Origin of the sequence: Nocardia sp. NBC_00565, from assembly GCF_036345915.1 — a bacterium.
Classification (GTDB): Bacteria; Actinomycetota; Actinomycetes; order Mycobacteriales; family Mycobacteriaceae; genus Nocardia.
The window spans coordinates 1,506,948-1,529,641 of the sequence record NZ_CP107785.1; the positions used below are offsets into that span (position 1 = coordinate 1,506,948).

Sequence of the window (22,694 nt, forward strand, 5' to 3'; positions counted from 1 at the left end):
GCGGCCGGGAGACGGGTGGGCGTACAGCATCGCGGAGCGATTCGATGGAGGGCGGTGGCCGGGAGACGGGTGGGCACAAGACTGTCATCGAGAACGCGTACATCGCGCCGGTCGTCGGTGACGAGATCGCGTCCGGATACGTCGTCATCGCCGATGGCCGCATCGAATCCCTCGGCGCGGGTCCCGCCCCGAGCGTGCCGGGCGCCGAAAGGATCGATGGCACCGGCTGTTTGGTCACCCCGGGTCTGGTCAACACCCACCACCACCTGTACCAGTGGGCGAGCCAGGGCCTGTTCCAGGACTCGACCCTGTTCGAATGGCTGACCGGCCTCTACCGCACCTGGGCCCGCATGGACGCCGACGTCGTCTACGGCGCGGCCGCCGCGGGTCTGGGCTGGCTGGCGCTGACCGGCTGCACCACCAGCAGTGACCACCACTACATCTTCCCGAAGGGTCGCGGCGACCTGTTCGAGGCCGAGGTGCGCGCGGCCGGCGAAATCGGCCTGCGCTTCCACCCGTGCCGCGGCTCGATGGACCGCGGTCAGAAGGACGGCGGACTGCCGCCGGACGAGGTGGTCGAGAGCCGCGACGAAATCCTCGCCCACACCGCCGAAGTCATCGACAAATATCACGATCCGTCGTTCGATTCGATGCTGCGCGTCGCCGTCGCACCGTGCTCGCCGTTCTCGGTGAGCGAGGGGCTGATGGTCGACTCCGCCACCCTGGCACGCGCCAAAGGCGTTCGGCTGCATACCCATCTCGCCGAAACGCTCGACGAGGAAGAGCACTGCATCGAGCAGATGGGCTGCACGCCGGTCGAATACATGGACAAGCTCGGCTGGCTCGGTGCCGATGTCTGGTTCGCGCACGCCGTGCACCTGCACGACGCCGATATCCGGCGCTTCGCCGAAACCGGCAGCGGCTCCGCGCATTGCCCCAGCTCCAATGCCCGGCTCGGTGCGGGTATCGCCCGGATCAGCGATCTGGTGGCCGCCGGTGCGCCGGTCGGCCTCGGCGTGGACGGTGCGGCATCGAGCGAATTGACCTCGATGGCCGGCGAAATGCGTCAGGCCATGCTGTTCCAGCGCGCGGTCAACGGTCCGACCGCGTTCACCGCGCGCCAGGCGCTCGAGATCGGCACCCTCGGCGGCGCCCGTAATCTCGGCCGCCACAACGAGATCGGCAGTATCGAACCCGGCAAGCTCGCGGACCTGGCCCTCTGGCGGGTCGACGGTTTCCGCTCGGCGATCGAAGATCCGGTCTGCTCCTTGGTTTTCGGACCGACACCGCCGCTGGCTCGGCTGCTCGTCGGCGGACGCACCGTCGTGGCGAACGACGAATTACGCACCGTCGCACAGGATGTGGTCGGCCGGGCGGGTGTCGCGGCCCGGAAACGGCTGATGCGACAGGAGGCATGATGACTGTCCCACGAACCACCCGTTTCCCCGGTGAGGTCGCCGCGCCCGGCAAGGGCGGCATCGGCGAGAGCCCGCTGCGCCCCGATGGCACGCTGAAGGTCAAGGGCGAGTTCGCCTACGCCTCCGACCTGTGGATGGACGGCATGCTCTGGGGTGCGACACTGCGCAGCCCACACCCGCGCGCCCGAATCGTCGGTATCGATATCGCTGCCGCGCTGGCGCTGCCAGGAGTGCACGCCGTGCTCACCCATGAGGATGTGCCCGGCCGCAAGGTCTACGGCCTGGACCATACCGAGGACCAGCCCGTACTCGCCATCGGCGAGGTACGGCACCAGGGCGAGCCCATCGCCCTGGTGGCCGCGGACCACCCGGAGATCGCGCGCCGCGCGATGGAGGCGATCGCCGTCGAGTGGGAGGTGTTGGCGCCCATCACTGATCCGCTCGCGGTGATCGCCGATCCGGAGGGCCTGAAGGTACAGGAGCGCGGCGGTATCGCGCGGTACCAGCCGGTCCGCGTCGGCGATGTCGCGGTCGGCCGTGCGCTGGCCCAGGTGGTCATCGCCGAGGACTACGAGGTCGGCATCCAGGACCAGGCCTTCCTCGGCCCCGAATCCGGACTGGTGATTCCGGCCGAGGACGGCGGACTCGACTTCTACGTCGCGACTCAGTGGATGCACAACGACCTCAAACAGATCGGGCCCTGTCTCGCCTTGTCCGACGACAAGATTCGCATGACGATGGCCGGTATCGGCGGCGCGTTCGGCGGCCGTGAGGATCTGTCGATGCAGATCCACGCGGGCCTGCTCGCGCTCTACACCGGTAAGCCGATCAAGATGATGTACAACCGCGAGGAGTCCTTCTTCGGGCATGTGCACCGGCATCCGGCGCAGATGCGCTACGAATACGGCGCGACCCGCGACGGCAAGATCGTCTTCGCCGAGGTCCGCATCGTCCTGGACGGCGGGGCATACACCTCCGCGACGTTGAACGTGACCGGCAATGCGGCGTCGCTCGCGGTGGGGCCGTACGAGATTCCGAATGTCAAAATCGACGCGTACGGCGTCTACACCAATAACCCGCCATGCGGCGCGATGCGCGGATTCGGCGCTGTCCAAGCCTGTTTCGCGCACGAGTCGATGATGGATAAGGTCGCCGAGGTATTGGATCTCGATCCGGTGCACGTGCGCCAGATCAATGCCGTCGCACAGGGATCCAAGCTGGCGACCGGTCAGGTGCTGCACGCGCCGACGCCGATGGTAGAGATGCTCGGTCAGCTCAAGGCCATGCCGCTGCCCGCCGAACTGGACACCTCCGATATCCGGAATCTGCCCGGCGGCGCATCGCAGACCACGCACGGCGAGGGTGTGGTGCGTGGTGTCGGCTACGGCGTCGGCATCAAGAACATCTGCTTCTCCGAGGGCTTCGACGACTACTCGACCGCTCGGGTCCGGCTGGAAGTCATTGCGGGAGAACCAGTTGCGCTGGTGCACACCGCGGCGGCCGAGGTCGGTCAGGGACTGGTGACAGTCGAGGCGCAGATCGCGCGCACCGAACTGGGAATCGAGCGGGTCACCATTCACCCGGCCGACAACCAGGTCGGCGACTCCGGCTCCTCGTCGGCCTCCCGGCAGACCTATATGACCGGTGGCGCGGTGAAGGCGGCGTGTGCGGCCGTCCGTCAGCGCGTACTCGCCTTGGCGCAGGCCGAGTTCGGGCCCTCGCTCGGACTTCGGCTGGTCGGCGGCAAGGTGGTTTCGAGCCGGGGGGAGGTACTCGCGGCGATTGTCGACGTCCTTGATGAGGGGGTTGTCGAAGAGACCCGCGAGTACCACCACCGGCCGACTACCGGAATGGATCCCCTTACCGGACAAGGGAATAGCCACACCCAGCTGGCTCTCTGCGTCCATCGCGCCGTGGTGGACGTGGATACCGACCTCGGCCTGGTCAAGGTCGTCGCCCTGGACGCGGTCCAGGACGTGGGCAAGATCATGAACCGCCTGTCCCTGGAGGGGCAGATCCACGGCGGCTCCGTCCAGGGGCTCGGCCTTGCGGTCATGGAGGAAATCCAGGTCGAAGACGGAAAGGTACGCAACCCGTCCTTTACCGACTACCTGATCCCGACAATTCTCGATACGCCGTCACAGCGGCTGGAGATTCTCGAGAATGCCGATCCGCATGCCCCCTATGGGCTGCGCGGCGCCGGAGAGCCGCCCACGCTCTCCTCCACCCCCGCGATCGCCGCGGCGATCCGTGACGCCTGCCGGTCACGGGGTGGAAACGTGCACATCAACCGAGTGCCGGTGCGACCGGAAGACATCATCCGGAGCAGTTGATCAACAGGGGCAGCCAACTCGAACCAACCGTTGGGCCGGAGAGACCCACAACAGCAGTACCCGAACCGTGCGGTCTAGAAGCCTCCAGACCGTAGGTCGGCTACGCCCCGAGGAGGGCACGCCAATGACCCAGATTCAGACCAAGCCCAGCACGCCGGAGCCGGTAGCAGGAAGGTCCGCGCTCGACCGGTTCTTCCGGCTGAGTGAACGCCGAACCACCGTTTCCCGCGAAATCCGGGGCGGTATCACCACTTTCGTCGCCATGGCCTACGTCATCCTGCTGGTGCCGCTGATTCTCGGCGGTGTCGCGGATGTCAACGGTGACAAGCTGAGCATCGCTCAACTCACCACGGCGACCGCGTTTTCCGCCGGACTCAGCACCATCCTGATGGGTGTCGCGGGCAATGTGCCGCTGGCGCTGGCCGCGGGGCTGGGCGTGGTTCCGGTGGTCGCCTTCCAGGCCGCACCGCATATGACCTGGCCGCAGACCATGGGTCTGGTCGTCCTGATGGGCGTGATCATCGTGATCTTGGCCGCGACCGGTCTGCGGACGATGATCATCAACGCCATCCCGCTCGGTCTCAAGAACGCCATCGGTGTCGGAATCGGCATGTTCATCGCGATGATCGGCCTGGTCTCGGCCGGGGTCGTCGGCCATGGCGCGCAGACCGGCCCGCCGGTCACACTCGGAACCGCTGGTCACCTATCCGGTTGGCCCGTAGTAATTTTCGCAGTCGGTCTACTGGTAATGCTGGCACTGTTCGTTCGCAAGGTGCCCGGTGCGATCCTGATCAGCATTGCCCTCTCGACGGTGCTGGCCATCGCGGTCAACGCGCTGGCGAAGATCGATCCGCAGTCCTGGGGCACGGTGGTGCCGGAGAAGCCGAAGGGTTTCTTCGCCGCCCCGGATTTCGGGCTGGCCTTGCATATCGACCTGTTCGGCGGATTCGCCGAGGCGGGCGGGCTGGTCGCCGGAGTCGTGCTGTTCACCCTCGTGCTGACCGGGTTCTTCGATGCCATGGGAACGGTTTTCGGCGTCTGTGACGAGGCGGGCCTACTCGATGAGAAGGGCACCATGCCGGGTATCGGCAAGGTCCTCACCATCGACGGTGTCGCGCAGATCATCGGCGGTGTCAGCGGCGGCGCGGGCAATACCGTGTACGTCGAGTCCGCGACGGGTGTCGGTGAGGGCGCCCGCACCGGCCTGACCAGCCTCGTGACCGGCGGATTGTTCTGCCTCGCGGTATTTTTCACGCCGTTGGCCGCCGTCGTGCCGATCCAGGCCGCCGCTCCGGCGCTGGTGCTGGTCGGCGCGCTGATGATGACCCAGGCCCGCAAGATCGACTGGAACGATCTCGAGGTGGCGGTGCCCGCCTTCCTCACCATCGTGCTGATGCCGTTCACCTACTCGATCACCAATGGTGTCGGGGCGGGCCTGATCGCCTACGTGGTGATCAAGCTGGCGCGCGGCAAATTCCGTGAAATCCATTGGCTGATCGGGGTGGTGAGCCTCGTGTTCGCCGGCTACTTCGGCATCTCGGCCATCGAACTACTCCTGGGCGGATAACACCATGCGCGACCTCACGGCAGAGCTTCGGAAATGGCATGCGGCGGACATGGATTACGCCGTGGCCACCGTCATCGGCGTCACCGGCAGTGCCCCGCGGCCGCCGGGCGCGGCGCTGGCGGTCGATGCCGACGGCATCGTCATCGGAAGTATCTCCGGTGGCTGTGTCGAGGGCGCGATGTACGAACTCTGCCGAGAGGTGCTGCGCACCGGGCGGCCGGTGCGCGAAACCTTCGGCTACAGCGACGATGACGCGTTCGCGGTCGGGCTGACCTGCGGCGGCGAGCTCGAAGTCTTCGTCCAGCGCGTCACCGCCGTCGAGCGGGTCGCCATCGAGGCGATTCTGCGCACCGACGAGGCGGTCGCACTGGTGCGGGACCTGAAAACCGGTGCGGCCATGGCGATCGGCTCCTGGTGGACCGTCGGCGCCGTATTCGATGAGCTGATCGTCGCGGAGGCCAGGGCCATGCTCGATACCGGCGCGACGGGCGTTCGCGAGATCGGCTGTGGTGCAGGCGAAGTCACGGTCTTCGTGGAATCCCATGTGCCGCCGCCGCGCATGATCGTCTTCGGCGCAATAGATTTCGCGGCCGCCGTCACCCGGATCGGCTGTTTCCTCGGATACCACGTGACCGTATGCGACGCGCGCCCGGTGTTCGCCACCCGCGCGCGTTTCCCGGACGCCGACGAGATCGTCGTGCAGTGGCCGGATCGCTATCTCGCACGCACACAGGTCGATTCGCGCACCGTGCTGTGTGTGCTCACCCATGATGCCAAATTCGATATCCCGCTGCTCGAGGTGGCGCTGCGACTGCCGGTGGCTTATGTGGGCGCGATGGGTTCCCGTCGCACGCACGAGGACCGCATGGCCGGGCTGCGCGCCGCCGGTGTGACGGAAGCCGAACTGGCCCAGCTGCATTCGCCTATCGGGCTCGATCTGGGTGCGCGAACGGCGGAGGAGACCGCGGTATCCATCGCCGCCGAGATCGTCGCGGTACGCCGTTGCGGCTCGGCCCAGCCGCTCACCACCAGTGCCGGGCCGATTCATCGGGATCTGATCCCGGTCTGGTGAGACCGCACACTCCCCGCGTCGCATCCGTACACCCGGTATACGGGGTTGTGCGGATCCGACACCGAGTGTGCGGCTGGAGCATCCTACGAAATCGACTTCGTGATATTCGACCGGGTTCGGGTTAATCGCCGCTATTCCGACAGTGCGGTCGGCTCGCATAATTGACTGAATTGCGAACAAAGGAATTACTGAATGCCGTTGATTTTTCTGAACGGTTCCGCCATGCGTGGCGAACCGCTCAATCATCTGCTCGACGGTGCACCTTTCGCGGGGGAAGCGAAAACCGCACCGCGTTATCGTTTCTATTCGGTCGGCAACCGGTTCCCCGGTCTGGATCCCGCCGCCGACGGCGGCGACTCGATTGCCGGTGAACTGTTCGATGTGCCGATGGAAGTGCTGCGCCAGCGGCTGCTCCCGGCCGAACCGCCCGAACTCGAACTCGGTGCGATCGAACTCGACGACGGCCGTTCGGTCCTGTCGATGCTGCTGCGCCGCCCACCGACCTTCTATCCGGAGTTGATCGACATCACCGCGATCGGCAGCTGGAAGAAATACCGTGAAGGAGCCGCATGAGGAATCAGGTCGGGGGAGTCACCTTCCCGAAGTTCGATGTCAATTGTTCGATCCTGTTCACCGATCTCCCGCTGCTCGAACGGCCCGCCGCGGCAAAGCAAGCCGGATTCGACGCCGTCGAATTCTGGTGGCCGTTCGGAGATGATCCGACGCCGGGTGATAAGGAGATCGACGCGTTCGTCCACGCGATCCACGATGCCGGTGTGGAGTTGGTCGGTCTGAATTTCATCGATCTGATTCCGGCGGGGGGACGCGGCATCGTCTCCATTCCGAGCGAGGTCACCAGGTTCCGCGACAATATCGACGTGGCCGTCGGCATCGCCGAGGAGACCGGCTGCCGTGCGCTGAATGCGCTGTACGGCAATCGAATCGAGGGCGAGAGCCCGGAGAAGCAGGACGCGCTCGGGCTGGAGAATCTGCGCCTGGCCGCACAGGCGGCGCGCGCCATCGACGCCACGGTGCTGGTCGAGGCGCTCAATTCCATCGAGTCGCCGGACTATCCGATCGTGAGCGCCGCGCAGGCCGTGCAGATCATCGAGCAGACCGGTGAGCCCAATGTGCGCTTCCTCTGCGACCTCTACCACCTGGCGCGCATGGACGAGAGCCTGCACTCGGTGATCCGGACCCATGCGGCGCGCATCGGCCACGTGCAGATCGCCGACGACCCCGGCCGCGGCCGTCCCGGCACCGGTGAACTCGACTTCGCCGGACTCTTCGACACCCTGTCCGAGAGCGGCTACGACGGCTGGATCGGCCTCGAATACAAAGATCCCGAGCTGGATTGGAATTGGATCAAATGAGTAAGATCGGATTTATCGGCCTCGGGATCATGGGCAGCCCGATGGCGGGCCACCTCGTCGCGGCCGGACACGACGTGACCGGATACGACGTCGGCCCCACCGGGCTGGACAAGCTGAAGGCGGCGGGCGGCGCGGCCGCATCCGGTGTCGCGGAAGCGGTTCGCGACGCCGAGATCGTCATCACGATGCTGCCGCAGGATGAGCACGTCGAGGCTGTCTTCGCCGACGTCCTGGTGCACGCTGCCGCTGGCACGCTGTACATCGACTTCTCCACCATCACACCCAAGACCGCGCGCTGGACCGCCGAGGAGGGCGCCAAGAAGGGCCTGCGAGTGCTCGACGCCCCGGTCTCCGGCGGTGAGCCGGGCGCGATCAATGCCGCGCTGTCGATCATGGTCGGCGGTGCCGAGGACGACTTCGCCGCGGCCACAATGATTTTCGAGGCCGTCGGCAAGACCTTCGCGCTGGTCGGCCCGAATGGCGCCGGGCAGGTCGTCAAGGCGGCCAACCAGCTCGTCGTCGGCGGCACCTACGCCCTGGTGGCCGAGGCGATCCTGCTGATGGAGAACCTGGGCGCGGATGCCGAGAAGGGCCTCGACGTGCTGGCGGGCGGGCTCGCGGGCAGCAAGATTCTCGAGCTTAAGCGCGCGTCGATGCTGAAGCGGGATTTCGAGCCCGGCTTCCGAATCGACCTGCATCACAAGGATATGGGCATCATCCTGCAGGCCGCCCGCGATGCCGAGGTGTCGATTCCGATGGGTGCGCTGACCGCGCAGCTGATCGCCGCCGCCCGCGCGATGGGTCACGGCTCGCTGGACCACTCGGGTCTGCTGAAGGTGGCCGAGGCGCTGTCCGGGCGGAAGGGGGACTGACCATGGCACGCATGCGCACCGCGGACGCCGCGGTCCTGATCCTCGAAAAGGAAGGCGCGACACAGGCATTCGGTTTGCCGGGTGCCGCGATCAACCCGTTCTACAGCGCGATGCGCGCACACGGCGGGATCAAGCACGTACTGGCGCGGCACGTCGAGGCCGCGTCGCATATGGCCGAGGGTTACACCCGGGCCGCCGCGGGCAATATCGGCGTCTGCATCGGCACCTCGGGGCCCGCGGGCACTGACATGATCACCGGCCTGTATTCGGCCAGTGCGGACTCGATTCCGATCCTGTGCATCACCGGCCAGGCACCGGTGGCGAAGCTGCACAAGGAGGACTTCCAGGCCGTCGATATCGCCTCGATCGCCGGACCGGTCGCCAAGTGGGCGGTCACCGTGCTCGAGCCCGCGCAGGTGCCGGGCACCTTCCAGAAGGCGTTCTGGCTCATGCGCGAAGGCCGTCCCGGACCGGTCCTGATCGATCTGCCGATCGATGTGCAGCTCGCCGAAATCGAGTTCGATATCGAAACCTACGAGCCGCTGCAGGTGCATCGGCCCGCCGCGACGCGGGCGCAGGCGGTCAAGGCCATCGATATGCTGAACGCCGCGCACCGTCCGCTGATCGTGGCGGGCGGTGGCATCGTGAATGCCGATGCCGCCGCGCTGCTGGTCGAATTCGCCGAACTGACCGGTGTTCCGGTGGTGCCGACCCTGATGGGCTGGGGCACGATTCCCGACGACCACGCACTGCACGCGGGCATGGTCGGGCTGCAGACCTCGCATCGCTACGGCAATGCCACGCTGCTGGAATCCGATTTCGTGCTCGGTATCGGAAACCGTTGGGCCAACCGGCATACCGGCGGTGTCGACACCTACACCAAGGACCGTACGTTCGTGCACGTCGATATCGAGCCGACCCAGATCGGCCGGGTTTTCGCGCCGGACTTCGGCATCACCTCCGATGCGGGCGCCGCGCTGCGGGTCTTCGTCGAGGTCGCCCGCGAACTCGACGCGGCCGGGCAGCTGCCCGATCGCGGTGTCTGGGCCGAGCAGTGCCGGAACCGGAAACAGGTGGGGCTGCGCAAGACGCACTTCGACGATATGCCGATCAAGCCGCAGCGTGTGTACGAGGAAATGAACAAGGCGTTCGGACCCGACGTGCGTTACGTCAGCACCATCGGCCTGTCGCAGATCCAGGCGGCGCAGCTGCTGCACGTCTACCGGCCGCGGCACTGGATCAACGCGGGCCAGGCCGGGCCGCTCGGCTGGACAGTGCCCGCCGCCATCGGTGTCGCCACCGCCGATCCCGATTCGACCGTGGTGGCGCTCTCGGGCGACTACGACTTCCAGTTCCTCATCGAGGAATTGGCGGTCGGCGCGCAGTTCAACATCCCTTACATCCATGTCGTGGTGAACAACTCGTACCTCGGTCTGATCCGGCAGGCGCAGCGGGCCTTCGATATGGACTACTACGTACAGCTCGCCTTCGACAACATCAACAGCCCGGAACTCGCCGGCTACGGTGTGGACCACGTCAAGGTCGCGGAAGGGTTGGGCTGCAAGGCGATTCGGGTCTTCGATCCGGCCTGGATCGGCGCGGCGCTGGACGAGGCGAAGAAACTGGTGGCCGAATTCCGGGTGCCGGTGGTCGTCGAGGTCATTCTCGAACGGGTGACGAATGTGTCGATGGGTCTCGAGATCGACAATATCGTCGAATTCGAGGAGCTGGCGCAGTCCGGCGCCGACGTCCCGACCGCGACCGCACAGCTGGACTGAGCGTCTCATGACACGAGTCCTGATCGCGTCCGACAAGTTCAAGGGGTCGTTGAGCGCCGCGGAAGTCGGTGCCGCTGTCCGCCTCGGCATCCAACGGGTCCGGCCGAGTGCCGAGGTCTCGGTGGTGCCGATCGCGGACGGCGGGGACGGCACCGTCGACGCCGCTCTGGCCGCCGGATTCGAGGCGGTCCTGGTGACCGCGCCCGGACCCACCGGCCAACCAATGTGCACGGCCTATGCCCGCCGCGACGATATCGCCGTCGTGGAGTTGGCGGATGTATCCGGACTCGTGCGCCTGCCCGGCGGAAAGTTCGCCCCGATGACGGCGACCAGCCGGGGCGCCGGCGCGGTGATCGCCGCGGCGATCGAGGCCGGATGCCGCCGGGTGGTGCTCGGCATCGGCGGCAGCGCGGGGACCGACGGCGGTGCCGGGCTGCTGCGGGCACTCGGTGCGCGGCTGCTCGATGCCGATGGCGTCGAAATCGGTGACGGCGGTGCCGAATTGGCTCGCTTGGACGCGATCGACCTCGCGGCGGTGCGGGAACAGCTGGCCGGGGTCGAGATCACCGTGGCCTGCGACGTCGACAATCCGCTCACCGGACCGCGCGGTGCGGCCGCTGTCTATGGACCGCAGAAAGGTGCCGACGGTGATCAAGTGGCGGCGCTCGACGCCGCGCTCACCCACTGGGCCGACTGTGTCGCCGAGGCCACCGGCACCGATCTGCGCGAGCGCGCGGGTGCCGGTGCCGCGGGCGGGGTAGGGTTCGCCGCCGTCGCGGTGCTCGGTGCGCGGCTGCGTCCTGGGATCGAATTGGTGCTGGAGCTGGTCGGTTTCGCCGAACGGGTCGTCAGTGCGGACCTAGTGGTGACCGGGGAGGGCATGCTGGACGAGCAGACCCTGTACGGCAAGGCTCCCGCTGGTGTCGCTGTCGCCGCCGGGGCGTCGGGTGTACCGGTGGTCGCGGTGTGTGGACAAAACGCTCTGTCCGCCAATCAGTTACGTGCGGCAGGATTCTCCGCTGTGTACTCCCTGGCGGAGATCGAGCCCGATCTGGCGCGGTGTTTCGCCGCGGGGGGATTGTTGCTCGAGCGGCTGGGAGCGCGCATCGCCGCGGCGCATCTGCCGCCAGAGGTCGCGGCCGGGCAGCGATCCCGTGGCTGCGTTGCCGGGCAGCAGCCAGCGGCAGAACAGCTGTCTTCGGCAAACGCAGCTGAGGCGCTGCCCACGGCGGCGGAGCAACCGGAGCGCTCCGCGGCCGGGGACATCATCGCGGCAGCCGCCCGCAACGGCGCGCGGACATTCGACGGCAAATTTCGATGACCTCGGACGGAGTTGGGTGAATGCGGAAGAACTCGGAGATTCAGACGATTTCGCCGGTCCCCGCGCACCTGGACCTGGTGATCCGCGCGGAGCGGATGATCGGGACGGCGGGGGAGACCAGCGGCTCGATCGGCGTGCGCGCTGGTCGGATCGTGGCGATCGAGCCGCTGGACTCCACCCTGACCGCGACGGCGGTCGTCGAATTGGGCGCGGACGAGGTCCTGCTACCCGGTGTGGTGGACGCGCACGTGCACGTCAACGATCCCGGCCGCACCGAGTGGGAGGGCTTCCCCAGCGCGACGAAGGCGGCCGCGGCGGGCGGTGTCACCACCATTATCGATATGCCGCTCAACAGCATTCCGCCGACCTGCGATCTCGCGGCACTCGAGGTGAAGCGCAAGACCGCGCAGGATCGGGTGTACGTCGACGTCGGGTTCTGGGGCGGCGCGATTCCGGGGAATGTGGCCGACCTGCGACAGCTGCAGGACGCCGGTGTCTTCGGCTTCAAATGCTTCCTGCTGCACTCCGGCGTCGACGAATTCCCGGCGCTCGATGCCGCCGAACTCGAGCAGGCGATGCGCGAGATCCGCTCGTTCGGCGGACTGCTCATCGTGCATGCCGAGGATGCGCACACGATCGAGCGCGCACCGATTCCGCAGGGGGACAAGTACTCCGGCTTCCTGCGTTCGCGGCCGCGCGGTGCGGAGAACCTCGCCGTCGCCCGGGTGATCGAGCTGGCCCGCTGGACCGGCTGCCGCGTGCACATCCTGCACGTATCGAGTTCGGATGTGCTGCCGATGATTGCCTCGGCCCGCCGGGACGGCGTCCAGATCACCGCCGAGACCTGTCCGCACTATCTGTCCTTCTCGTCGGAGGAAATCCCGGACGGCGCAACGCAATTCAAATGTTGTCCGCCGATCCGCGAGAGCGGCAACCGCGAGCTGCTCTGGGCAGGGCTGCGCGAGGGCACCATCGATATGGTGGTCTCGGACCACTCGCCCTCGACCGCCGATCTGAAATGCTTCGACACCGGCGACTTCGCCCGGGCATGGGGTGGGATTTCCTCATTGCAGCTGGGTCTTTCGGCCGTGTGGACCGAGGCGCGGCTGCATGGATTCACCCTGGTCGACGTCGCCCGATGGATGAGCCTGGCACCCGCGCGGCATGCCGGTCTGCGCCACAAGGGTGCGATCGAGGTCGGCTACGACGCGGACTTCTGCGTCTTCGCACCCGATGACGCCTTCGTCGTCGACGCCCATCGCCTGCACCACAAGAACGCCGTCACCCCGTACGCGGCCCGCCCACTGGCGGGTGCGGTTCGCGGTACCTGGTTGCGCGGCAACCGCATTGATATCGACAACGAGCCGCAGGGGCGGCTCCTGGCCCGAGGAGAAGTATGACCGATCGATCCGCCCCCGTCTTCGCCCGACTGCCCGACCTGGCCTCGCGCGCGCTCGCGGGCAGTGTGGTCTACGCCAACGATGAACTGTTCGCCGAGCGGGAGAACCTGATCCGGCCCGGCCGTGCGGTATTCAGCACCGAGGACTTCGGCCACAAGGGCAAGACCTACGACGGCTGGGAGACTCGCCGCCGCCGCGAGACCGGCAACGATTACGCGGTGATCCGGCTCGGCGTGCCCGGTCGGGTGCACGGCGTCGTCATCGATACCGCCTGGTTCATCGGCAACTACCCGCCCTTCGCCTCGGTCGAGGCGACCAGTGTCGAGGGCCAGCTCTCGCCCGCTGAACTCCAGCAGGCCGAATGGGTGACCCTGGTGGAGAAGTCGGATATCGAGGGCAATACCGACAATTTCTTCGAGGTGACCGACGAACGCCGCTTCACCCACGTCCGGCTCTCGATCTACCCGGACGGCGGCGCCGCCCGCTTCCGGGTGCACGGCACCCCGCTGCCGGATCCCCGCTTCCTCACCGGCACAGTCGATCTCGCCGCATTGGAGTACGGCGGCGATGTCGTCGACTGCTCGAACATGTTCTTCTCCGCCCCGACCAATATTCTGTTGCCCGGCCGGTCGCGGCAGATGGACGAGGGCTGGGAGGGCGCGCGGCGCCGTGACTCGGGCAACGATCACGTCACCGTCCGGCTCGGCGCACGCGGTGCGATCCGGCGCGTCGAGATCGACACCTCGCATTACGTTGGCAACGCACCGGGTTGGGCGGTGCTGCGTGGCGCGGACGCCACCGCGGGCGCGGATCTCGACGATCCGTCGTCGTGGACCGAACTGCTGCCGCGGACCCGCCTGCAGCCCGACGCGCGCCACTTCTTCCGCATCGGCGCGGGCGAGTCGGTCACCCACGTCCGTCTCGACGTATACCCGGACGGCGGCGTGGCTAGGCTCCGCGTACACGGCGAGATCGACCCGGCCACCTTGGTCGCCGACACCGTAGCCTGGCTGGACGCCCTCCCCGAACCACACGCCCTTCAGGTGCTGACCACCGACGGCGGGCTGTCCCGTGACGAGGCCCGGAAACTGCTCGCGGAACGCCCCTTTGCGAGTCCGGATGTGGTGCCGTCGGCGGTAATCGACGCGCTGCTCGCGTTGTAGTCGCTGCGGGGCCTGTGCCCATTCCTGGCCCGGATCCCGCGCTACCGGCGCTGGAATGGGCGCTGACACGATTACCCGGACAGGCCGTGGTCCGAAATCCGCTGGTGATCGGAGCCGCGCTGATCTAGCGTTCGCCCCATGATGGGCGACGATGGTTCGACTGATCGGCAAGCCATTGTCGCGGCGGCCGTGACGGTGGTGCTGTGGGCTTCGGCCTTCGTCTTCATTCGCGCTGCCGGACACGACTTTTCGCCGGGCGCACTCGCGCTGGGGCGGTTGCTGGCGGCCTCGGTCACCCTTGTCGTGGTGCTGGTCATCCGACGGGAGGGGCTCCCGACCCGCGCCGCATGGCCGGGCATCATCGTCTCCGGTGTGCTGTGGTTCGGCGTCTACATGGTGGCGCTGAACTGGGGCGAGCGGAATGTGGACGCGGGTACCGCGGCGATGGTGGTCGGCATCGGACCGTTGTTGATCGCGGTGCTCGGCGGATTGGTGCTGCGGGAAGGTTTCCCGGCCCGGCTGATGGCGGGGATGGCGGTGTCGTTCGCGGGCACGATCGTGGTCGGAATCTCGACATCCGACGGTGGCGGCGCCGCGGTGCTCGGTGTCGTGCTGTGCCTGATCGCCGCGATCGTCTGGGCCGCGTCGACCATCGCGCAGAAACCCGCGCTCGCGAGCGCATCCGCACTACAGGTGACCACCTTCGGATCCGTGATCGGCACGGTCGCCTGCCTGCCGTTCTCCTGGCAACTGATCACCGAGGCCGCCGACGCACCGCTGTCCTCGACATTGAGCCTGGTGTACCTGGGCGTCTTCCCGACGGCTCTGGCCTTCACCACCTGGGCCTACGCCCTGGCCCGCACCACGGCCGGAAAGATGGGCGTGACCACCTACGCCGTCCCGGCGCTGGTGGTGTTGATGTCGTGGATCGCCCTCGACGAGGTCCCGGGCACACTGACCATCCTCGGCGGCGTGCTGTGCCTGGCCGGTGTGGCGATTACGCGATCCCGGCCGCGAGCCGCCATCCCCGTCGATCCCGAAGCCGCTGAAGCTACCCCGTAAATCTCGGTGCCCCTCGACGTAGCGATCGGAAATCCGGCGCGTATCGGACACCAGGATGTCGGTGGTCCTGCGGATCCAGCCGGTGGTCGCCCGCAGCACGGGCGGCGATACCGGTCGAATCGGCGCGATCCGGCTGAGCATCGACGGGAGCGTTGGTGGCGGCGAGGCGGTCGGTGGGCAGCCGCACAGCGGCGGCGTTCGGCCGAGGTCGTGACGGTCGTATCCCGCTATTTGGGTCGACGGGGGAGGCGGTCAACATGGTGGCGGGGCCGTTGTCACCGTGCCTCTGAACCGCGCGTTCTCATCCCGCGCGCAATTCGCTGACTCGATGCGGAGATGGGTAGCCCATGGCCGGATACTCGCAGCTCGACGGTGTCGACACAGGTCAGCGCCACCGATCGGATCGGGTCGCGGAAGCGGTTGCGCGTTCCACGGCGTCGGTGGTGGTTGCGGGGGCAGAATCGGGAGCTGTGGATACCTTCGACACCGTTGATCTGTTGGAACACGCGTTGACGCAGATGGGCGAGGTCATTGCGGGGATTCGGCCGGAGCAGGCGGCATTGCCGACGCCCTGCACCGGCTGGGATGTGCACGCGCTCGTGCGGCACGTCATCGGGCAGAGTCTGCGGAACTTTCTGGTCTCGGCGCGCGGCGAGATGGCCGATTGGGCGGCGCCGCCCGAGGAGCTCGGACCGGATTGGGCGGTGCAGTTCCGCGCCGCGGCCGCGCCGGTGTTGGATACTTGGCGGTCCGCCGACCTGGACCGGCTGGTCCCCGTGCCCGGCGGCAAGGAGGCTCCGCTGCGTGGCCGAGCCGATCAGCAGCTCACCGAATTAGCCATGCACGCTTGGGATCTCGTCCGCGCAACCGGCCAGGATCGGGAGTTGGATCCGGATATCGCCGAACACGGGCTCGCCTGGTCCCACACCATGCTGCGCCCCGAATTCCGCGGCCCCGACAGGGCGTTCGGCCTCGAAGTGCCGGTTGCCCCGGACGCACCCGCCTACGATCGGCTCGCCGGCTGGTTCGGCCGCGACCCGGCCTGGAAATCGCCCGGTCAGGGGAGCTGTAGTCGATGAAGTGGCCTCAGCGCCCACCGCCTGCCGGGTGACCCCAGCGCCTCGGCGACCTGCGGCCAACTCCACCACCGTCGGCACGCAATCGACGCAGTGTCGGCCATGGCTGCGCGGCGAACCGCGCGTCGAAGATCTCCAAGGTCACGCCGTCGAGCCTAGGGTGTGGCGCAGATCTCGGAATTTGCTGGTCATTTGGCCAACGAGATGCAAGGCTTAAGCGGTGACACATCCTCCGGATACTGGGTCGGTGGGGGCGGATCCCGCGACCGACAAGCTCGACCTGGCGGTTTTCAAGGTGGCAGGGGTGGTCGTGCTGGGCGCGATCATGTCGATCCTCGATATCACCGTCGTAACTGTTGCGATCCCGAAGTTCCAGAACGAATTCCACACCACCACCGCGATCGCCGCCTGGTCGATGACCGGCTACACGCTGGCGCTGGCCAGCGTCATTCCGCTCACCGGATGGGCGGCGGACCGGTTCGGCACCAAACGGCTGTACATGCTCGCGCTGACGCTGTTCGTGCTCGGGTCGGTGCTGTGCAGCCAGGCCTGGAGTATGGAGACGCTCATCGCGTTCCGCGTGATCCAGGGCCTCGGCGGCGGCATGCTGATGCCGCTGGGCATGACGATCATGACCCACGCCGCGGGCCCGCAGCGCATCGGCCGGGTGATGGCGGTGCTCGGTGTGCCGATGCTGCTCGGCCCGATCTGCGGCCCGATCCTGGGCGGTTGGCTGATCGACAGCCACGGCTGGAAATGGATCTTCCTCATCAACGTCCCGGTCGGTGTCCTGGCGCTGGTGCTGGCCTTCATCGTGTTCCCCGCGGATAAGCCGGAACCCTCGGAATCCTTCGATTTCCTCGGCATGTTGCTGGCCTCGCCTGGTCTGGCGCTATTCCTGTTCGGCGTCTCCTCGATTCCGGGTGAGGGCACGGTCATCGCGGCCAAGGTGTTGATCCCGGCCGCCATCGGCCTAGTGCTCGTGGCGCTGTTCGTCTTGCACGCACTGCGCACCGAGCATCCGCTGATCGATCTGCATCTGTTCCGCAACCGGTCGATGCGCTTCGCGGTGCTCACCATGGTGCTGTTCGTCAGCGCGTTCATGGGCTCCGGGTTGTTGCTGCCGACGTACCTGCAGCAGGTTCGCGGGGAAACGGCGATGGCGGCAGGTCTGTTGCTGGCACCGCAGGGTCTCGGTGCGATGCTGTCGATGCCGATCGCGGGCCGCCTGGTCGACAAGATCGGTCCCGGCAAGATCGTGCTGACCGGTATCTCGCTGATCTCGCTCGGCACGGCCTTCTTCGTGCAGTTGAAGGCGGATACGTCGTATCCGTTCATGCTGGCCACCCTGTTCGTGATGGGGCTCGGCTTGGGCTGCACCATGATGCCGATCATGACCGCGGCCATCCAGACGCTGAGCCATCAGCAGGTCGCGCGCGGTTCGACGTTGATGAACATCATCAACCAGTCCGCCGGATCGATCGGCACGGCGACGATGGCGGTGGTGCTCAGCAGCTTGCTGAACAAGCAGACCTTCGCCAAGCCCGCCATCGCGTCGAATTACGATCCGTCGATCGCGGCGCACCTGCCACCGGGCGCGGTCCAGACCGGATTGAGCCAGGCCGCGACGGCGTTCAGCCACACCTACATCGTGGCGCTGGTGCTCATCGTGCTGACGTTGATTCCCGCGTCGTTCCTGCCGCGCACCAAGCCGAAGACGCCCGAGGTCGCGGACGCGCCGATGCTCGTCCATTAGTCGTGGGTTCCGAGTTCGCCTGTCCAGCAGGCGAACTCGGAACTACGACGCGTTCAGGAAGTCCAGCACGAGTGGGCTCGCGGTGCTACGGAATTCGTCGAAGTAAGCATGCCGCGCGCCCGGAATCAAGTGCAGTCGCGCGCCCGGAATGCGTTCGGCCAGCAGTGGTGCGTTCGCCGCCGGATTGAACAGATCCTCGGTACCGTGCACGACCAGCGTCGGAACCCCGATGTCCGGCAGCGCATCCCATGCATCGTGCTTGTTGCTCGCGTGCAGATGCCTGCGTTTGGCGTAGGCGGGCATGGACGGATCACCGAGGGTATTGAACGGCCCAGGCGCGGTCGCCGAGTAATCCGGGGTGTACATCAATTCCAGCAGCGCCTGCCGCACCGCCACCGGATCGGGCTGGACCAGCGACTGTCGGACCTGCGCGCTACGTTCAACGGCATGCCGGCCACCCGGCGACGTGCAGCCGAGGACCAGCGTACGGACCCGGTCCGGGAACCGCGCGGCCAGCCACTGCGCGACGCGCCCGCCCATGGACGTGCCGTACACGGCGGCCTCTTCGATGCCGAGATCGTCGAGTACCGCGATGGCGTCCTCGGCGAATCCGATGGTGCTGTAGGGGATATCCGGCTTATCGCTGTCGCCGGTGCCGCGATAGTCGAGGGTCACGGTGCGGTGGACCGTGTGGAAGTCCTCCCGGATCCCATCCCACCAGTGGCGGTTGTTGGCCTGCCCGCCGAGCAGTAGTAGCGGCGAGCCGGCACCACCGGTCTGGTAGGCGATGCGGCTGCCATCGGCGGCCTTGGCATACGGCATGGTCCGGGCTCCCTTCAGCTGTAGAGCGCGACGAACCGCTCCAGCGAGCGTTCGATATCGCCCTTCAGCGCACGGGCGACGCCGGAGCCGATCGGGCCGAACAGTGGTGCCCCGCCGAGGTCGATGTCGACGGTGACCTCCGAGCCCGCACCCTTCGGCGCGACCAGTAGTTCCAGCTTGAATTTGGTGCCGCCTTTGCCCGCGCCGCTCAGGGCCAGCCGTCGCGGCGGTTCAGCCGCCTTGACCGTCCAGGTCACTCGGTTGCGCAGACCTTTGACCGAGGCGACGCCGACGAGTTGGGTGCCGACGGTGAGTTCGGCGGGCACTGTGTTGCGCCACGCCTCGTGCATGGTGAGCCACTTGTCCAGCTCGTTCAGGTTGGAGGTATGTGACCAGGCCTCTTCCGGGGCGATCGGTACGTCGACGGATACCTTCAGCTTTGCCATTCGCGCATAGTATCCGGTACCCGCGGTTCGCTATAAGTGGGCATCGGCCGCGAACGCGAAATCCATGGGGGCGCTGGCTGATCGAGGAATCGGAGTGTGGTTTTCGGATCGAGAGAGACTTTGCCGCGATGCTGCTACTGTGGGCGGGTCGTCGGGTGCTGGGCCGTTGGTGGGCTCGATCCGCTCGGCCGGTGATTCTTCGAATCGCTTGCCCTGTGGGCACTCTGGGGCGGTGCTTGTGCGCGTGCGGTGGTATCTGCATAGCGCGCTCGGATCCGCCGACGTGGCCGCATTCGACGCATGTTATTCCTGGTCGGCGTCGCGAGGAAGGCGAAAAAACGCGCTGTGACACCGGCTGTCGCAACGACGAGAGAGCTGATGAATCAAGATATCGCCGTGGTGCTTTCATGGATCCTCGCCCCCGCTCTCATTATTGCCGTGGCGGCGGCGTTGTACTCAGTGCAATACGCGAAACAACAACGGGCCCGAGCCGACACCCTAAGTAGAGAGAACCGAGCGCACGAGGAGATCCTCGAGCACTTCGCCGGGCAGACACTTCCGGCGATGACCGAAGCGGTGCGCCGCTTCGAAACCCCCGTGTCGGCCATCGAGGTACCGACGGGCCAGGAGAAGTCCCGGCTCGCCCAGTGCCTGCAGTGGATCTCGGAGCGCTATGCCGACGATCTACGGCTGGTGCAGTCCGAGACGCACGAGCGGAACACCCGCGAGGCCGACGATCAGGCGCAGCAGGCCGTCAAGACCACCGAGGAGAGCACCCGCGTCGCGGTGGAGTCCGCCTCGCGGGCGGCGACCAGTGCGGCGGTGCGTTCGTTCGGCACCTCCGTGGTCAGCCTCGGCGCGGATGTCAGCCAGGTGGTGAGCGCCGCGCTGCGCGAGCACCGCGACGACGAGGTCTACGCCACCCTCACCCGCATCGACCACACCGTGCAGCAGATGCTGCGGCAGGCGCAGTCCTATGTGATCGTCTGCGGTGGTCTGCCCGGTCGACGCTGGCCCGCCCAGTCGCTCACCGATGTCATCGGCGGCGCGATCGGCCGTGTGCGTGACTACCTGCGCGTGCGGCCCGGCCAACTCGACCGCATCGTGATCAGCCGCGCGGTGGAGCCGCTCGTGCACACCCTGGCCACCCTGCTCGACAACGCGCTGCGTTACTCCCCGCCAACGTCTTTCGTGGACGTTAGCTTCCAGGAGGGCCACCACGGCGTCACCGTCATCATCGACGACGCCGGTGTGCGGATGAACGCGGAGCAGATGGAGGAGGCGAGGCAGGTGCTCGCCAATGAGCGCCCGATCGACATCCACCAGCTCGGCCCGTCGCCGCGCGTCGGCTTCCCCGGCGTCGCGGCGCTGGCACGGCGCTACGGGTTCACCGTCTACATCGATGGCCCGAACGTCTACGGCGGCATGCGGGCGATGGTCTACATCCCCGAGGCATTGCTCGTCACCGCGGTCGCGACCGCCGAACCGGTCGCCGCCGCACCCGCACCCGCACCGGCTCCCGTACCCAACAGTGATGAGAAGCCCTTTGAATTATCTCCGGTTCCGGTCTTGGCCGGGGTGAGCGAACAACCCGGCGAGAACGAGGAATTCGCTGTGCACGAGATCACCAGCGGCGGACTACCCAAGCGCCGACGGAGAGCGGTGGCGTCGGTCCCGGCCGCCGGCACGAGCCCCGAACCCGAAGCGGGACAGGGTCGTCCCGAGATCGCCTCCGCGTGGCAGGTGGGTTCCAAGAGCGGCCGCGATGCTGCCACCACCGCTGGCGATGGCTTTCCGGTCGCTCGAAACAACACCGACAACACCGAAGGGATGTCATCCTGATGAGCACACCGGTGACCGACAGCAGCAATCGGCTGGGTTGGCTACTCGAGGATCTCAGCAATGTGCCCGGCGTCCGGTTCGCGGTGCTGCTGTCCGATGACGGGTTGCGGATCGCGCACTCCGACGGTGTCGCCAAGGATGACGCCGAACGTTTCGCGGCGGCCGCCTCCGGTCTGCGTTCGCTCGGTAAAGCGCTCGGCGAGTTCTGCGGTGGCCTCGACAACGGCGTGCGGCAGAACATGACCGAATACGACCAGGGCATGATCCTCATCACCGCTGCGGGTGAAGGTGCGCTGCTCGGTGTTTCGACGATCCCCGAGACCGATATCGGTCTGGTCGCGCACCGGATGAATGAACTCGCCGGGCGAGTCGGGCGCGAGTTAGGTGCCCAGCCACGCGGGAGGGTTGAGGGCGGCTTGTCGTCATGACGAGGTCCCGGCGAGACCCCGACTTGGTCCGGGCCTATGTGCGCACTGGGGGACGGATCCGTCCCAGCCGCGAGTTGGACCTGGTCACCCTGGTGGTCGCCGCCAAGGACCCGTCACCTGGCGCGACGCCCGACGCGCGCCAGGTGCTCAATCTCTGCAGCCGTCGCAGCGCGCTGTCGATCGCCGAAATCGCCGCTTACCTAGACCTACCGCCGTCCGTGGTGAAGATCGTCGTCGCCGATCTGCTGGACAGCGAACACCTCACCACCCCAACACCGGCCGAAGTTATGCCGGAGATCAGCCTGCTCGAGGAGGTACTCAATGGGCTCCGTGCTCTCCCGGCCTGAGCGCACTGTCGACTATGTGCCGGAGACCGTGACCCGGTCGGTAAAGCTCTTGGTGGCAGGCAATTTCGGCGTCGGCAAGACAACCTTCGTGAATAGCGTCTCGGAGATCCGGCCGCTGCGCACGGAGGAGACGATCACCGAGGCCAGTGTCGGCGTCGACGATATGGCGGGTCTGCCCGGCAAATCGCAGACGACGGTGGCCATGGATTTCGGCCGTATCACGCTGAATCCCACACTCGCGCTGTACCTATTCGGTACACCAGGGCAGCGGCGCTTCGTCCCGTTGTGGGAGGAGTTGGCACGCGGCGCACTCGGGGCGCTGGTCCTGGTGGATACCCGGCGTATCGAGAAGGCCGACGAGGTGCTCTCGGTGCTGGAGGAACGCGGTGTGCAGTACTCGGTGGCGGTCAACCAGTTCGAAGGCGCCCAACGCTATCCGCTCGAAGAGATCCGCGATGCGCTCGATCTCGCGCCGGGTACGCCGTTGACCTCGCTGGATGCCCGTGAGCGCGGTACCTGTCTGCGGTCGTTGATCACGCTGGTCGAATTTCTGTTCCAGCGCCAGGAGACGCGGGGTTGACCCCACTGACCGGCGGTGGGGAGTAGTCCACCGGTAAA

The 22,694-nt window shown here is 66.9% G+C and carries 21 protein-coding genes; 19 read left to right on the forward strand and 2 right to left on the reverse strand.

Going from position 1 to position 22,694, the window contains the following annotated elements; all coding sequences use genetic code 11:
• The first annotated feature begins 44 nt into the window (after nucleotides 1-44).
• The 15 genes from OG874_RS07280 to OG874_RS07350 all read left to right on the forward strand — a co-directional run bounded on the left by OG874_RS07280 (nucleotide 45) and on the right by OG874_RS07350 (nucleotide 18,191).
• Nucleotides 45-1,418, forward strand: a complete 1,374-nt coding sequence (locus tag OG874_RS07280; RefSeq protein WP_330257211.1) for an 8-oxoguanine deaminase — start codon at nucleotides 45-47, stop codon at nucleotides 1,416-1,418.
• Nucleotides 1,418-3,751, forward strand: coding sequence for a xanthine dehydrogenase family protein molybdopterin-binding subunit (locus tag OG874_RS07285; RefSeq protein WP_330254345.1), 2,334 nt, complete (start codon nucleotides 1,418-1,420; stop codon nucleotides 3,749-3,751). Before OG874_RS07280 ends, OG874_RS07285 begins: the two co-directional genes overlap by 1 nt.
• A 124-nt stretch (nucleotides 3,752-3,875) precedes the next feature.
• Nucleotides 3,876-5,318: an NCS2 family permease gene (locus tag OG874_RS07290; RefSeq protein WP_330254346.1), complete on the forward strand. Its 1,443-nt coding sequence runs from the start codon at nucleotides 3,876-3,878 to the stop codon at nucleotides 5,316-5,318.
• Between the two features lie 4 nt (nucleotides 5,319-5,322).
• Nucleotides 5,323-6,390 (forward strand): XdhC family protein, encoded by a 1,068-nt coding sequence (locus tag OG874_RS07295; RefSeq protein ID WP_330254347.1) that lies wholly within the window; start codon nucleotides 5,323-5,325, stop codon nucleotides 6,388-6,390.
• 192 nt (nucleotides 6,391-6,582) lie between these two features.
• Nucleotides 6,583-6,963, forward strand: coding sequence for an allophanate hydrolase-related protein (locus OG874_RS07300; RefSeq protein WP_330254348.1), 381 nt, complete (start codon nucleotides 6,583-6,585; stop codon nucleotides 6,961-6,963).
• Nucleotides 6,960-7,763 carry a hydroxypyruvate isomerase family protein gene (locus OG874_RS07305; protein WP_330254349.1) on the forward strand — a complete coding sequence of 268 codons (804 nt, stop codon included), beginning with the start codon at nucleotides 6,960-6,962 and terminating at the stop codon, nucleotides 7,761-7,763. The genes OG874_RS07300 and OG874_RS07305 overlap by 4 nt, the downstream gene beginning before the upstream one ends.
• A complete protein-coding gene (locus OG874_RS07310; protein ID WP_330254350.1) occupies nucleotides 7,760-8,635 on the forward strand; it encodes an NAD(P)-dependent oxidoreductase in 876 nt (291 codons plus the stop codon). Before OG874_RS07305 ends, OG874_RS07310 begins: the two co-directional genes overlap by 4 nt.
• A 2-nt stretch (nucleotides 8,636-8,637) precedes the next feature.
• Nucleotides 8,638-10,413 carry a glyoxylate carboligase gene (gcl, locus tag OG874_RS07315; RefSeq protein WP_330254351.1) on the forward strand — a complete coding sequence of 592 codons (1,776 nt, stop codon included), beginning with the start codon at nucleotides 8,638-8,640 and terminating at the stop codon, nucleotides 10,411-10,413.
• A 7-nt stretch (nucleotides 10,414-10,420) separates the two neighbouring features.
• Nucleotides 10,421-11,734: a glycerate kinase gene (locus tag OG874_RS07320; RefSeq protein WP_330254352.1), complete on the forward strand. Its 1,314-nt coding sequence runs from the start codon at nucleotides 10,421-10,423 to the stop codon at nucleotides 11,732-11,734.
• A 20-nt stretch (nucleotides 11,735-11,754) separates the two neighbouring features.
• Nucleotides 11,755-13,134, forward strand: coding sequence for an allantoinase AllB (allB, locus tag OG874_RS07325; RefSeq protein WP_330254353.1), 1,380 nt, complete (start codon nucleotides 11,755-11,757; stop codon nucleotides 13,132-13,134).
• Entirely contained in the window at nucleotides 13,131-14,297 is a 1,167-nt protein-coding gene (gene alc / locus OG874_RS07330; protein ID WP_330254354.1) for an allantoicase, read from the forward strand. The genes allB and alc overlap by 4 nt, the downstream gene beginning before the upstream one ends.
• 138 nt (nucleotides 14,298-14,435) lie before the next feature.
• Nucleotides 14,436-15,359, forward strand: a complete 924-nt coding sequence (locus OG874_RS07335) for a DMT family transporter (RefSeq protein WP_330254355.1) — start codon at nucleotides 14,436-14,438, stop codon at nucleotides 15,357-15,359.
• A 55-nt stretch (nucleotides 15,360-15,414) separates the two neighbouring features.
• A complete protein-coding gene (locus tag OG874_RS07340) occupies nucleotides 15,415-15,573 on the forward strand; it encodes a hypothetical protein (protein ID WP_330254356.1) in 159 nt (52 codons plus the stop codon).
• 256 nt (nucleotides 15,574-15,829) lie between these two features.
• Entirely contained in the window at nucleotides 15,830-16,438 is a 609-nt protein-coding gene (locus OG874_RS07345) for a TIGR03086 family metal-binding protein (RefSeq protein ID WP_330254357.1), read from the forward strand.
• A gap of 217 nt (nucleotides 16,439-16,655) precedes the next feature.
• Nucleotides 16,656-18,191, forward strand: a complete 1,536-nt coding sequence (locus tag OG874_RS07350) for a DHA2 family efflux MFS transporter permease subunit (RefSeq protein ID WP_442943305.1) — start codon at nucleotides 16,656-16,658, stop codon at nucleotides 18,189-18,191.
• Nucleotides 18,192-18,233: 42 nt separating this feature from the next.
• On the opposite strand, the gene OG874_RS07355 is transcribed toward OG874_RS07350, so the two are convergent.
• Nucleotides 18,234-19,013: an alpha/beta fold hydrolase gene (locus OG874_RS07355; protein WP_330254359.1), complete on the reverse strand. Its 780-nt coding sequence runs from the start codon at nucleotides 19,011-19,013 to the stop codon at nucleotides 18,234-18,236.
• A gap of 14 nt (nucleotides 19,014-19,027) precedes the next feature.
• On the reverse strand, nucleotides 19,028-19,459 hold the full coding sequence (locus OG874_RS07360; protein WP_330254360.1) for a type II toxin-antitoxin system Rv0910 family toxin: 432 nt from the start codon (nucleotides 19,457-19,459) through the stop codon (nucleotides 19,028-19,030).
• 378 nt (nucleotides 19,460-19,837) lie between these two features.
• On the opposite strand from OG874_RS07360, the gene OG874_RS07365 reads away from it, so the two are divergent.
• Genes OG874_RS07365 through OG874_RS07380 form a run of 4 tightly spaced genes read left to right on the forward strand, consistent with a single transcriptional unit; the run spans nucleotide 19,838 to nucleotide 22,656 of the window.
• Nucleotides 19,838-21,301 carry an ATP-binding protein gene (locus tag OG874_RS07365; RefSeq protein WP_330254361.1) on the forward strand — a complete coding sequence of 488 codons (1,464 nt, stop codon included), beginning with the start codon at nucleotides 19,838-19,840 and terminating at the stop codon, nucleotides 21,299-21,301.
• Nucleotides 21,301-21,729 (forward strand): roadblock/LC7 domain-containing protein, encoded by a 429-nt coding sequence (locus OG874_RS07370; protein WP_330254362.1) that lies wholly within the window; start codon nucleotides 21,301-21,303, stop codon nucleotides 21,727-21,729. The genes OG874_RS07365 and OG874_RS07370 overlap by 1 nt, the downstream gene beginning before the upstream one ends.
• Nucleotides 21,726-22,076 (forward strand): DUF742 domain-containing protein, encoded by a 351-nt coding sequence (locus OG874_RS07375; protein WP_330254363.1) that lies wholly within the window; start codon nucleotides 21,726-21,728, stop codon nucleotides 22,074-22,076. The genes OG874_RS07370 and OG874_RS07375 overlap by 4 nt, the downstream gene beginning before the upstream one ends.
• Entirely contained in the window at nucleotides 22,051-22,656 is a 606-nt protein-coding gene (locus OG874_RS07380) for a GTP-binding protein (protein WP_330254364.1), read from the forward strand. The genes OG874_RS07375 and OG874_RS07380 overlap by 26 nt, the downstream gene beginning before the upstream one ends.
• Nucleotides 22,657-22,694: the final 38 nt, after the last annotated feature.